Origin of the sequence: Peptoniphilus rachelemmaiella, assembly GCF_943169845.1 — a bacterium.
In the GTDB taxonomy this organism is placed as follows: domain Bacteria; phylum Bacillota; class Clostridia; order Tissierellales; family Peptoniphilaceae; genus Aedoeadaptatus; species Aedoeadaptatus rachelemmaiella.
In genome coordinates, this window is record NZ_CALPBW010000031.1 from 1 (window position 1) to 13,661 (window position 13,661).

9 protein-coding genes and 1 tRNA gene are annotated in these 13,661 nt (G+C 50.6%); 6 read left to right on the top strand and 4 right to left on the bottom strand.

From position 1 onward, the window contains the following. The first annotated feature begins 237 nt into the window (after positions 1–237). From KO087_RS09285 to KO087_RS09295, 3 genes are all read left to right on the top strand, one after another. On the top strand, positions 238–1,938 hold the full coding sequence (locus tag KO087_RS09285) for a Na/Pi cotransporter family protein (RefSeq protein ID WP_215508944.1): 1,701 nt from the start codon (positions 238–240) through the stop codon (positions 1,936–1,938). A 108-nt stretch (positions 1,939–2,046) separates the two neighbouring features. Further along, entirely contained in the window at positions 2,047–2,499 is a 453-nt protein-coding gene (locus KO087_RS09290; protein ID WP_215508945.1) for a helix-turn-helix domain-containing protein, read from the top strand. Between the two features lie 201 nt (positions 2,500–2,700). Beyond that, positions 2,701–3,162 (top strand): helix-turn-helix domain-containing protein, encoded by a 462-nt coding sequence (locus tag KO087_RS09295; RefSeq protein WP_215508946.1) that lies wholly within the window; start codon positions 2,701–2,703, stop codon positions 3,160–3,162. A gap of 51 nt (positions 3,163–3,213) precedes the next feature. On the opposite strand, the gene KO087_RS09300 is transcribed toward KO087_RS09295, so the two are convergent. Both KO087_RS09300 and KO087_RS09305 read right to left on the bottom strand, forming a co-directional pair. Beyond that, a complete protein-coding gene (locus KO087_RS09300) occupies positions 3,214–4,323 on the bottom strand; it encodes a toxic anion resistance protein (protein WP_215508947.1) in 1,110 nt (369 codons plus the stop codon). Then, on the bottom strand, positions 4,316–5,461 hold the full coding sequence (locus tag KO087_RS09305; RefSeq protein ID WP_215508948.1) for a 5-bromo-4-chloroindolyl phosphate hydrolysis family protein: 1,146 nt from the start codon (positions 5,459–5,461) through the stop codon (positions 4,316–4,318). Before KO087_RS09305 ends, KO087_RS09300 begins: the two co-directional genes overlap by 8 nt. 251 nt (positions 5,462–5,712) lie before the next feature. On the opposite strand from KO087_RS09305, the gene KO087_RS09310 reads away from it, so the two are divergent. Further along, complete coding sequence (locus KO087_RS09310) at positions 5,713–7,353, top strand: DEAD/DEAH box helicase (protein ID WP_215508949.1); 1,641 nt, start codon at positions 5,713–5,715, stop codon at positions 7,351–7,353. A gap of 182 nt (positions 7,354–7,535) precedes the next feature. Beyond that, entirely contained in the window at positions 7,536–10,844 is a 3,309-nt protein-coding gene (locus KO087_RS09315; protein WP_215508950.1) for an S-layer homology domain-containing protein, read from the top strand. 54 nt (positions 10,845–10,898) lie between these two features. On the opposite strand, the gene KO087_RS09320 is transcribed toward KO087_RS09315, so the two are convergent. Further along, on the bottom strand, positions 10,899–12,848 hold the full coding sequence (locus KO087_RS09320) for a fructose-1,6-bisphosphatase (RefSeq protein WP_215508951.1): 1,950 nt from the start codon (positions 12,846–12,848) through the stop codon (positions 10,899–10,901). Positions 12,849–12,917: 69 nt separating this feature from the next. Between KO087_RS09320 and KO087_RS09325 the strand changes: the two genes are divergently transcribed. Further along, on the top strand, positions 12,918–13,433 hold the full coding sequence (locus tag KO087_RS09325) for an adenine phosphoribosyltransferase (RefSeq protein ID WP_215508952.1): 516 nt from the start codon (positions 12,918–12,920) through the stop codon (positions 13,431–13,433). Between the two features lie 26 nt (positions 13,434–13,459). Here KO087_RS09325 and KO087_RS09330 read toward each other — a convergent pair. Then, positions 13,460–13,533: transfer RNA gene (locus KO087_RS09330), tRNA-Gly, on the bottom strand. Positions 13,534–13,661 lie beyond the last annotated feature (128 nt).

The window sequence follows — 13,661 nt, forward strand, 5'->3', positions numbered from 1 at the left end:
CCCCTTCAAGGGGTAGCCGAGTAACGTTAGCACGGGCAGACCACCGACGCCCTTCAGGCGCAGCTAGTAATGCAGGCCCTTTGGGCCGAAAAAGGAAAACCCCCGGCTACGCCGGGGGATGTTTATTGTGCTCAGCCGAAATAAAAAACGGCTTTTTTTAACATACACCTTACCACCGGATTACTTTTTGATATAATAAGACCGACTATAGGAAACAATGTGACGGAAGGAGAGTATATGGGCGAGATAAGTTCATGGTCTCAAATCGACTGGCATTTTATCGCCGGCGGTCTGGGCTTGTTTCTTTTCGGCGTCAAACTCATGGGCGACAGCTTAACGAAGTTTGCCGGCACGAAGATCCGGGACTATATTGAAAAATATACGTCCAACCCGCTCATGGCAGTCCTCGTGGGTATCGTCATGACGGGCTTGATTCAGTCCTCATCGGCGGCCACGGTAATCGCCATTTCCCTGGTGCGAAGCGGGCTCATGGGCATGAGCCAAGCCATCGCCATCATCCTCGGTGCCAACATCGGTACCACGGTGACGTCGATTTTAATCGGTTTTCAATTGGATTACCTGGCCTATTTTATTTTGCTGATAGGCGTGTTCCTCATCCTTATGGCGAAGAAGAAAAAAACCATCTATTTAGGAGAAATCATCCTCGGCTTCGGCCTCTTGTTTATCGGATTAAACATTATGGGCGACGCATTAAAAGAACTGCAGTACATCCCCGGTTTTTCCGACATGGTCGTCCGGCTTAGCCGCCAACCGATCCTCGCCGCACTAATCGGCGCCGTGGTCACCGGCGTGATCCAGTCGTCTTCGGCCATCGTCGGGATCGTGCAAACCCTCTATGCCACCAAGTCCATTACCCTGGTGGCGGCCCTGGGCCTGGTCTTCGGCGCTAACATCGGCACCACCGTCACTGCGGCCTTGGCCTCCGTCGGCGGCAGCCTCGCCGCGCGGCGCACATCCCTGTTCCACTTTTTATTTAATGTGTCCGTGTCCATATTTTTCCTGGCCATTATCAGCCCCTACGAGCGCTTCGTCATCTACGTGTCGAAGATGCTCCACTTAAACGACATGATGACCGTGGCCGTGGCCCACTTCACCTTCAACTTCGTGGGCATGCTCATTTTCCTGCCCCTCATCCCCAAATGCGTCCTGCTCTTGAAAAAAATCATGCCCGGACGCGACGACCTCACCTTGGAGCTGGGGAAAATTCAGCTGGACGAAGCCATGGTTACGGCATTCCCCGCCGGGGCCCTTTCTCAAGCCAAGGCGGCCATATTGCAAGTATCCGAAATCGTGCTTGAGTCCCTTCAAGACAGCAAAGAGTATCTGTTGACCAAAGATAAAAAACACTTCCACGAAGTCAATCAATTGGAAGACATGATTAACTCCCTAGATACGAAAATTGAGTCCTACCTCTTGAAAATTTCCAAGCAGTCCCTCTCCGAAGAACTGGCCGACGAATACTCCGCCAGCCTTCAGGTGCAAAAAAACTTTGAGCGCATCGGCGACTTGGTACAAAACCTCGTGGAATACTTCGAAATGATCTACGACTCCGGCGAGGAATTTCATGAAGAAGCCATGACCGAGCTCACATCCATTTACGAACTGTTGATCCACATGTACGTCAACGGGGTGGAAGTCTTTAAATCCGGCGATCACCACCTTTACGACGTTATGAAAGAAGACGAAAACAACCTCAACTACCTGGAATACGAACTCCGCGCCTCCCATTTCAGGCGCATGACTTCCCAACACGAAGAAGCCACGGTGACCACCTCCCTCTTCGTGGACATCTTGGGTACCTTGGAACGTATCGGTGACCACGCCTTTAACATCGCGCGCCTCACCTTCGATCCCATAAAGACCCACGGGGAAAAATCCCTCCTGGCGGAAGAAGTGAAGGGCGCCACGGCGGGTTGATAAAATAAAATGAAGCGGCATACCGAAAGGTGTGCCGTTTTTTTATAAAAATTATGGGGGGTAGTTTTTGATATAATGTATTAAATAAAACAAAAAAAGGAGGTACCTATGACATTAGCAGGTCGCATAGCGAATTTACGAAAAGAAAAGGGCATGGCCTTGGAAACTTTGGCGGAAGCCTTGGAAGTGTCCGTAGACGATCTAAGGGAATGGGAACAGGACACGCAGGTGCCCGGCTACGGCGACCGCTTAAAGCTCTGCGGCTACTTTCACGTCACCATGGCCTACCTCGAAGGCAGGGAAGCGGAAGGCGATGAAAAGAAAGGGCGCTTTTCAAAGAGGGAGATAATCCTCATCCTCGATGTCGCCCTGTTTCTCCTGTGCTTTCTTTTGGCGCCCCTCTTTCAGTGGGTGGACTGCAAGATGTATGGCCAATACCTGACGAATTCCCGAGACTACTTACGCCACTTCCCCCTAAACATTCTCCTAGCCTTCGCCTGCATCGTCCTCGTGGTGCAAGTGGGAAAGATGATTTACGAGAAGGCAAGGGGAAGCAGGTAAAAACGAAATCAGGCGAAGAACAAGCGCCTGTGGGAGGACCCTTTTATGTGTTCAGTGAACATAGGATGAAAAAATCCTCCATTCAGAGAAAAAACTGAATTGGAAGCTTTGGTTGCTCCATTGCCACCCGGAATAGATAGAAAATGGGCGGCGAAAAAGATAAAATAACGGCAAAATAGAAGGGAAAAGAAAGGAGGAACCATGACAATAGGAGAAAGGATTTACTCCCTTAGAAAAGAGCGGGGCATTTCCCAAGAAGAATTGGCAGGTTCCATTCATGTGTCCCGTCAAGCCATATCGAAATGGGAACAGGATTTGGCGGTGCCCGACACGAGCAATCTGCTGAAGCTTTGCACGTTTTTTGACGTGACCATGGATGATTTGACGGGAGAAGGAGCCGTCGACCATGGACGCAGAGGACAGAAAAAACTTTTTACGAGGCACGAGATTATCCTTGCCATGGATGTCCTCTTGTTTTTAATCTGCTTTCTCTTAACGCCGGTTTATCAAGAGCTGGATTTTCGTCACGGTGGAAGTTGTTTCGCCAATCCCATCTACTATGTAAGAATCTATCCGCTGAATCTCTTGTTTTACCTCGCCTGCATCGTCCTCGCGGTGCAAGTGGGAAAGATGATTTACGAGAAGACGAAGGGATTTTGGTAATTCCATACAAATAAATTTTTCCAATAAAAAAGGCCCCGCAAGGGGTCTTTTCTATTGATTGTTTTGGGGAAGAAGGCGGTGCTTGAGATCCGCTTCCAGTGCTTCCAGCTCCCGCTTGGCCTTTTCTCTGTTTTCGTGGCCTTCCAGTTGAATCTTTCGTACCTCATCCAGTGCGGCGATGAGCTGCTCGTTGGTGTAGCGAATGGTGTCCACATCCACGATGCCCCGCTCGCTTTCCCTGGCCACATTTACCGTGCTTTGGCGCAGGGTTTCGGCGTTTTTCTTCAGGAGCTGATTGGTAAGATCCGACACCTTCTTTTGGGCTTCGGCGGCTTGCTCCGAATGGTGCACGCCCAGGGCTAAAACCATTTGGTTTTTCCAGATGGGAATGGTGTTCACCACGGTGGACTGAATCTTTTCCGCCATGACCGTGTTCGATGCCTGCACCATGCGAATTTGCGGCGCCATTTGCAGGCTCACCATGCGGGTCAGTTCCAAATCGTGGATCTTCTTTTCAAAGCGATTGGCCATGTTTTGCAGGTCGTTGGCTTTTTGTGCCTCCAGGCTTCCCTCCGTGGCCGATGCCATGAGGGCGGGAAGCTCGCGGTTTCTGACATCTTCCAGCTTTTGATTGCCGGCGAGAATGTACATGGAAAGTTCTTTAAAATACTTTTCGTTGAGGTCGTACATTTGATCCAACATGGAAATGTCTTTCATCAAGGTGATTTGATGGCCTTCTAAGATGCGGGCAATGTCGTCCACATTTTTTTCCGCCTTGTCGTACTTGGCCTTCATGGCGGTCACCTTGTTGGTGGAGCGCTTCAAAAATCCCTTCAGGCCCTTTTCGTCTTCGTCTTCAAAGCTCTTCAGCTCCGTCACCACCTGGGAGAGAAGCCCGCCCACTTCGCCGAGATCCTTCGTGCGCACGGAATTTAGGGTCTTTTCAGAAAAATTCGAGATTTTTTTCTGTGCCCCCACGCCGTATTGAAGGATTACCGAGGAATTGGTCAGGTCGATGGTCTTGGCAAATTCATCCACCTGCTTTTGCTCCGCCGGCGTCAGCTTCACTTGGGCGTCCACTTCCTTGGGCTCCAAAGTCAGTTCCGATTCGATTTCCGCGTCGGTGGCGCCGTCTAAGGTTAATTTGATTTCATCACTCATGGAATTCGTCTCCTTCCGATTCGTCGATTAATCCGTCTTGTTTCATTACCGTTTCCATGACGTCCATCTCGGCGTTGAGATCCAAGAGGTCGTCTTTATACAAAGTGTCCAACAATTTTTCGTAGCCGTCGATGACCTTGTCCAGGGAGCGCAAAATATCGTCCATGGTCTTTCGAATGGCCTCGGTGATCACCGAGGAGGATTCAAACTGGAGAAACCGCTCGATGAGCTTCATGGTGGTGGGGGTGTAGTAGTCTACAAACTTGTTTAAGCTTTCTACCCGGCCGGGATCCGTGTTCACCGCATGGCGGATAGCATCCAAGAGCTTCAAGAGGGCGGAGATCTTGTCCTTCATCACGTAGTCGTGGGCACGATCCCGCTGTTCTTTTAACGTCTTTTCGTAATCTTCCATGGCGGTGGCGCGGTCGTCATCCGTAGGCGCCTCCGCCTCGTCGATTTCCGGCACATGTTCCTTCACGGGAACGGTGCGGCCCATGTAATTGTCCTTGTAGGCCTTGTAGGCGGCGTGATCGATGAGGAGCAAATCGCCTCCTTCCACCAGGCGGGCCTGGGGCAGGTAGTCTTTTCGGATCATGTGATTGATCTCGGCGGCCACCGTTTGTTGGGGCTTATTCAGCGCCGTGACGATGTCTTCCACGGCGAGGACCGATTGGTCTTGAATCTCCCGGCGAATGCGGAAGAAATCTCGGGCCAAAATCATATTGCGCTGGCTAATCATCGTTGCCGCAGCGAAGACCGCGGTGGAGATCAAAAGAAAGAGGAACGCGGCAATGGTGTCGGAGGAGAAGACACCATAGGCGATGTCGTCGATAAAGACCATGAGGGCGCAAACAAAGGAGCCCAAAGCCGAAAGCCCGGCTGCATTTCTCAGCCAATACCAGGTGTTCGGCGCCGTCACCTTCTGCTTCACCTTGGCGGGATCCCGGTTTACGGGAAGGCGCACGGGCTCTTTCGGCCCGAAGCCTTTTTTCACGCCCCGCATGAGGGCGCCGGCGCCCATCTTCGAGTACTGAATGGCGCTTTCCACGCTTTTTTCTATGACATCGGCCACGTCCTGAAAGTCGTCGTCTTCCATGGCGCGGTCCACAAATTTTTCAATGGCATTTTTATCTTTCAATCCCGAAACTCCTTTCACGCCTTGTTTTTATCCAAAGCAGTCTACTTTAAGTTTAGCATAAGGCAAAAAATTACGGGGAGTTTTTTCGCCTTTTAAAAAATCTTTACCGATACTTAAACATTAATTCTTTTTCCGAAAGCCTTGCAATTGTCTCCCCCTTCCTTCATAATAGAAAGAAGTGAAATAATCAGATAAACAAACCAACTGAGTAGTCCGCGGGACTGCTTTTTTTTTGCAACGAGGAGGAACATTTGAAATTTAATGAATTTAATCTGTCGGAAGCCATTCTAAAAGGCATCGAGGCCATGGGATTCGAGGAAGCATCCCCCATCCAGGCCGAGAGCATGGCGCCCCTTTTAGAAGGCAAAGACGTCATCGCCCAGGCCCAAACGGGCACGGGCAAAACCGCCGCCTACGGCATTCCCATGCTGGAGCGAGTAGAAAAAAAGGGCCCCCTTCAAGGCCTGGTGCTCTGCCCCACCCGTGAGCTTTGCCTGCAAGTGGCCAACGAGCTGGCCAATTTAGGGACCTACAAAAAAGGCGTGAAAATTCTCCCCGTCTACGGCGGCACCAGCATCGAGCGGCAAATTCGCGCCTTAAAAGGCGGCGTGCAAATTGTGGTAGGCACCCCGGGGCGGGTCATGGACCACATGCGCAGAAAAACCCTGCGCTTCGATAATCTCGCCGTGGCCATATTAGATGAGGCCGACGAAATGTTCGACATGGGCTTTCGCGACGACATGCGCACCATTTTAGACGAGACGCCTGAGGATCGCCAGACCTGTTTCTTCTCCGCCACCATGGAAAAAGACATTATGGATTTCTCCCGTAAATTCCAACGGGACCCGGAGATCATTCGCATTAAACACAAACAGCTCACCGTGGAAAACATCGAGCAATACTATTTGGAAATGAAGGCCTCCATGAAGCCGGAAATTTTAAGCCGCCTCGTGGACATCTACGATCCCACCCTGGCCATCGTCTTCTGCAACACCAAGCGCCGCGTCGACGCATTGGTGAGCGAAATGGCATCGAGAGGCTATGCTGTAGACGGCCTTCACGGGGACTTGAAGCAAAACCAACGGGATTCGGTCATGAAGCGCTTCAGAAACTCCTCCATCGACATGCTCGTGGCCACCGACGTGGCGGCGAGGGGCATCGATGTGGGCGACGTGGACATGGTGGTCAATTACGATCTGCCCCAAGACGAGGAATATTATGTGCACCGTATCGGCCGCACGGCCCGGGCCGGGCGCAAGGGCTTGTCCTTCTCCTTTATCGTGGGACGGGACATTTACAAACTGGAAGACATCGTCCGCTACACCAAGGCCGATCTCGCCTACATGGAACTGCCCACTATGGAGCAAATGGACGTAAACAAGCGGGAGAATCTGGAAGGCAAAGTGGCCGAGCTGCTGGATTCCGAGGCGGACCTTTCCCGGTACAAGCCCATGGTGGAAAGCATGCTTCGCCTGGAATACGGTGCCGTGGAAATTTCCGCCGCCTTATTGAAACTTTTAGACGACAGCAACCGGTCGAAAAAACACGACGCACTGGATGAGGTGGACTACGGCAAGAAATTCCGCGCACGGGGCCTGAGAAAAGACCGCAAGGGCAAAGAGAAAAAGGGAAAAGCCAACAAAAAGCGCTTCTCCAATAACGCCAAGCTCTACATGGACAAGGGCAGAAAAGACGGCATCACCCCCAAAGCCATCCTCGCCATCTTTAAAAAAGAAACAGACCTTGGCCGCGACGTCGTGGGCAATATCTTAATTCGCGACCGCCACACGGTGATCGAAGTGCCGAAGAAGGCCGCCAAAAGCGCCATTGAGCAATTAGACGGCATGAAAAGCCGCGGAAAAACCTATCACGTGCGGGCATACAGAGATTAATAAGGAAACAAACGGGCACCGAGGTGCTCGTTTTTTATTGGAAAAATACGGATTTTCACAGAAATGAAACAGAGCAGAACTTGATTAAATACGAGAGACTGGGTATGATTACTTTATAGGGATGAATGGGCAGAGTGCCGAGCCATTCCGCGGAAGTGACGAAAGAGAAAAGGAGATAGATCATGAGACAGAATGATAGGAGAAGAAGGCTTTTTAAAACCTTCACCGCCTGTTTATTGGCCGTAGCCATGCTGCTAAGCAATGTGGGGGCCATGGACGTTTGGGCGGCAGGTATACCTGCGCCTACAATCGATGATGTATTTTATGGAGCCACAACCATCTCCGGAAAGAAATTACACCGAGACAGAGTCAATAACCAGACTGTAAGAGCGACAGTCCATGTAAAATTAACAGGTACAAATGGAGAAAAAGCCAAAGTATCCGTTACACCTACAAGCGGGAGTACGTGGACAGTGAGTCTACCGGAGGGCGTTGAAGTTGCCGCAGGAGATAAGGTCACAGTCTACCAAGAACTTGGTGAGAAAAAATCTCCCGAGGTAACGGCAGATGCGAAACCTTCCAAAGCTTACGAATACAAAACTAAACTTAAAATGCCGACAGGCGAAATTTGGATAGAACAAACTTCATCCAATATAGTTAATGAAGATGAACAAGCAGAAGCTGTTCAATTGTTGAAAGACGCAAACACTGCAATAGCCAACGATATTAAATCAGTTAAGTTTTCTATTGACGGTACTGACCATGCTTATTATGAAGTAACTTATAAAGATAATTCGACAACAGGTAAAGTAGAAGCTCCAAACTTAAAAATAAAACAAGTTACAGAATACTCAAGAGGAGCTACTCTTGGCAGTATTACAATTGTAGACAATGTAATTAAGGGACAATTAGTAGGAGAGGGACCTTTTGACGGCATAAAAGTTCAAATACTTCTTAAACTTAGCGATGCGGTCAAAGGTAGCTATTGTGATAAAGGGAAGTGTTTAACTGACAAAGACACCTCTAATCCGGTAGATGCAACTGTAGATGGAACAACAGGAAAGTTCACATATACAATTCAAAACCCTGACTTAAAGCTTGATCAAGTCGTTGGTGTTACAGTAAAAGAAAAAAATAAGTTCAAATCTTGTTCTTCAACTACTGTAAAACCGGTAACAGTAGGAAAAACGGAAGTTAAAGACCCTAGAAAATTAACCGCTGATGACAAAAAAGCAATTGATGCTGCTATAAGAAAAGCATATACTGTGGGTGACACATCTAAATTACCAAACGGAACAGCCGATAAGGATGGAGTACCGGCAGTTATACAATTTGATGACAGCGGCAATGTCAAGATATTTAGCGGTAATGATGTAGCAGGTACTTGGGACCCGGCCAATGATTATAAATTTGTTCCGGAAAAAAATGAAGATGGTTCATACAAGTTAAATGATGGAGCTCAACCAAAAATAACAATTGCGGCCAAAGACATTCTAAAAAACATTAAACCGGACGCACCTGCGGTTGCGGTAGATACGGATACCGGCAAAGTTACTATTACTCCACCGGCTTATAAAGATCCTGGTGATGATACCGACTTGCTGTCTTACACGATTACCTATAAAGACAATTCTGGAGCGGAGAAAACCGTCACTGCAACGCGAGATTTAGACACCAATAAATGGAGCGGAACTGGCGTTGACGCGGACACCGGTGTGATCACCCTGAGTGTGGAAAAGATCGAACTCGCTGGAACCGTCAAGGCAACCGCAAAGGATAATGGTGGTCTTGAAGGTGACACCGATAAGCTCGATTCAGATCCGGCAACCAAGAAGCTCGAAACTGCAACTGTTAGCTACGATGCCAACAAAGGCACCGGCGATATGGAAAGCAAGAATCTTAACAAGGGCTCAAAATACAAACTATTACCCAATGGCTTCACAGCACCGGAAAACAAAGAGTTTGACGGCTGGACAGTCAACGGCGAAGATAAAAAAGTCGGCGACGAAATCACCGTCAACGAAAACACGACCGTAACAGCAAAATGGAAAGATAGCATGGTTGATGTCACCTTTGCAAGCAACGGCGGTGGCGGAAGCATGGACAAAGCAACCGTCAAAAAAGGTTCAAAATACAAACTACCAGACAACAAATTTACGGCACCGGAAAACAAAGAGTTTGACGGCTGGACAGTCAACGGCGAAGATAAAAAAGTCGGCGACGAAATCACCGTCAACGAAAACACGACCGTAACAGCAAAATGGAAAGATAGCATGGTTGATGTCACCTTTGCAAGCAACGGCGGTGGCGGAAGCATGGACAAAGCAACCGTCAAAAAAGGTTCAAAATACAAACTACCAGACAACAAATTTACGGCACCGGAAAACAAAGAGTTTGACGGCTGGACAGTCAACGGCGAAGATAAAAAAGTCGGCGACGAAATCACCGTCAACGAAAACACAACCGTAACAGCAAAATGGAAAGAAAAAGCTCCGGTAATCGAAGAGTTTAAAGTCAAATTTATCGCCAACGGCGGCACAGGTTCCATGAAGGATTTAACCGTGAAGAAGGGTGCTAGCTTTAAACTACCCCCCAATAAATTCACTGCCCCCGAAGGCAAAGAATTTGACGGATGGGATGTAAACGGTCGAAAATTTACCGTCGGCACGGAAGTTACCGTTAGCGGCGATGGCAATATGAAAGTGAAAGCTCTTTGGAAAGTCAAGGGTACGCCGGATAACCAAGATCCCTCTCAACCGGGCAAACCCGGAAGTGGCACTTTCTACATGGGAAGCACTTTGATTATGCCGAACAGGGCATCTGAACCGGCAAAACCGGCCATGGAAATCGGTCGCCACATTCGCTACCTCTACGGCTACGAAGATCGCACCGTGCGCCCGCAAGGCAAGATCACCCGCGCCGAAGCGGCGGCATTAATCGCCCGCTTGGCGGAACTGGATATGAGCGACAAGTCGAAGCCCGATTTTGCCGACACGCCTTCCGCTTGGTACAACTCCGCCATTAATATTATGGTGAAGAAGGATTTAATGTTCGGCGACAAAAACGGCAATTTCCGCCCCTCGGAACCCATTACCCGCGGCGAATTTGCCCGCGCCCTTCTCTATATCGACACGAGGAACGACAAGGTAGCGCCTTTCGCCGATGTAAAGGGCCACAAGTTCGAAGAAGCCATTAATCAAGCCTTCGGCAACGGCCGCATCAACGGCTATCCCGACGGTACCTTCCGTCCCGACGATTACATTCAACGGGCGGAAGCGGCGCGTATGTTAAATCAATACGCCAATCGCGGCACAACCTTGGAAGGCATGGCGCCTGTTGCCAAGGATCTGGCCCGCTTCACGGATATCGACGAAAGCCACTGGGCTTATTGTGAAATCATGGAAGCGGCCAACAGCCACGAATACCAACGCGTTAAAGGCACCCAAGCCGAAACGTGGTTAAAGATTCTCTACGACGACATGAAAAAGTAAACACAAAAGCCCGGCAGCGGGTTTTTGTGCAAGAAAATAAGGCCTCACGGGGCCTTATTTTTGTGTTTTGATTTCGCCTGTTTCGTAGAGTTTTGCCAGCGTAAGCAGTTCCTCGATGGTTTCTGCTGCCTGTTTGCCGCCGTCGGTGTCTTTTACCGGCCGCCTTTTTTTGTATTCCGTGACGAAGGCCAAGGAGGAGGTAATGTCGATGTCGTCGGCTATGCGGCGGGCCTCGTCTTTCATGGGGCTATGGGTGGCGAGGAGGATGCCGTAGGAATTAGAGATCAGAGTGTAGCCCGCCGTGCCCGTGGTCTTTCGGTAAGCGTGGGCGAAGCCGCCGTCGATGACCAGAACTTTCCCATCGGCTTTTACGGGCTCTTCGCCTTTTTTCCGCTTCACCGGGGTGTGGCCGTTAATGATTTTGCCCAGGTCCGGGTCGAGGTGAAAGGTGCGGAGGATTTTTTCCGCGAAATCCACTTCTTCCCTCAGGCGGTAGTAGGGATTTTTTTCTTCCACGTGGGTGGCTTCATCGGCGATAAAGTAGCGTTCGAAGGTGGTGATCCGTGCTTTGCCGAAAAGGGGCGAGGCTTCGCCGCACCACAAATAAAACATGAGGTCCGCCGCTTCTTTTTGTTTTTCGCCTCGGGCGAAGAAGCTGTCCCGCACGGCACCATCGAAAGCATCCAATAGCGCCCGCCCGGCCAGAGGCTTTCCTAAAACGGAGGTGGGGGCGAAGTTGCCAGCATCGTCTGTGGGCAAGCAGCCGTGGAAGAGGAGGTTGTCGTTTCGAATCAAGTACATGCTCCCCGATTCGATCATAAAGCGGATGTGTTTTTTTAGCCGCTCGCAACCGGTGAAGCTTTCCGTGAGCCTGTCCACCACCTTTTGCTCCTCGTCCGTAAAGGCGTAGGGGTCGGCGGGATCCATGGTGGGAAAGTCTGTATCCAATAGGGGATAGGTTTTTCCGCCTACTTCCACCGTGCCCGCGTCGAGATCCATGCGGTGCAAAAGGGCCATGTCGCTCATGCCATATTCCGGGTGTTTGGCGATGAGTTGGCCTTCCGCTTTAAATTGCAAGATGGCCATGGCTTTGTGGAGCTTCGCCAAGCTTTCGTTTTGCGCCGCGTGGGGGTCGGGATTTTTCGGATAAAAAGGCGCCGTGGCCTTGTATTTTTTCGCGTAGCGCACCAGGGGCAGGAGATTGATGCCGTAGCCGTCTTCGATGGTGTGAAGCACATTGTAGCGCAGGGCGATGCGAAGCACCGTGGCGATAAGGGCGAAGTTGCCGGCGCAGGCGCCGATCCAGGCGATGTCGTGATTGCCCCATTGAATGTCCACCTTCGGCGAGGCCATAAGGTAGTCCATGATCTTTTCCGCCTCTTCGCCGCGGTCGTAAATGTCGCCGATGACGTGGAGGGTGTCCACGGCGTAGCGCACGGAAAGATCCGCCAGGTCGCGAATGTAGGTTTCCCCTTCGCCGTAGGCCACGATTTTTTCGTGGAGTGTCTTCACATAGCCGGCCTTGTGGCGCAGCCCCGCCTCTTCCAATAAAAGGAGATTCAGAATTTTCTTTCGGTCTTCGGGAAAGGTGGCCTCGATTTGATCGTGGTCGTATTTCGCCGCCACCCGCTTCGCCACGACGATGAGATCGGCCAAGGTGGTCTTTAAAAGGGCGTCGTATGCGTCGGGCGCCAGGGCTTCTTGTAAAAGCCTCAGTTTTTCTTCCGGGTAGTACAAAATCGTGGCCAATCGCTTTTTCTCGGCCTCGGATTTTTTCGGGAAGAGCTCGTCGATGTAGCGGCGCAAAAGCCCGGAGGCGTTTCGAATGACGTGGGTAAAGGCCCGATACTCTCCGTGAAGGTCGCTGACGAAATGCTCCGTGGGCTTCGGCAGATTCAGGCCGCTTTCAAGTAAGAGCGCCTCGGCCAGGGCCCGGTCGCGGGACGGGTATTTTTCGGCCAAAAGGCGGTAGTAATTTTTTTGTAATTGGGATAATTGCTCCATAGTCCCCTCCTTACTTGTTCTATACCCAGTTTTAGGGTATAAATGAATAGAAAAGAAAGAGAGGCGACTATGGATTTAAAAGATAAGATCAGAAGCATAAAGGATTACCCGAAAGAAGGCATCATCTTTCGGGACATTACTACCCTTTTAAAAGACGGCGAGGCCTTCCGCGCGGCCATCGACGCCATGAAGGATTTAGTGAAGGATGAAGCCATCGACAAAATCGTGGGCATCGAAGCTCGGGGCTTTTTACTGGGGGCGCCCCTGGCCTACGACATGGGCGTGGGCTTTGTGCCTATAAGAAAGCCGGGCAAGCTTCCCGCAGACACCATCTCCGCCGAATATGAATTGGAATACGGCTCCGACAAGGTGGAAATGCACGTCGACGGCGTGGAAAAAGGGGAGAAGGTGCTCATTGTCGACGACCTTTTGGCCACCGGCGGCACGGGGAGCGCGGCAGTGGAATTATGTAAACAGGCAGGCGCCGAAGTGGTGGGCTGCTTGGTTTTAATCGAGCTTCAGGGCTTAAACGGCAGGGAAAAAATGGGCGTGCCCGTCTATTCCCTCATGGAATTTCCCGCATAAGCAATAAAAAAACGGCCCGAGGGCCGTGGAGCGGGTGAAGGGAATCGAACCCTCGCGATCGGCTTGGGAAGCCGAGGCTCTGCCACTGAGCTACACCCGCATAAGTAAAATCATTTTACTCCTTCACGAAAAGCCTGTCAAGACAAGGGCGCCGAAAAGGCCCGGAGCTTTCGGGCACCGATTCGCCGCCTGAAGGCGCAAGGGGGGGGGGGGGGGGCTGGGGGTTTT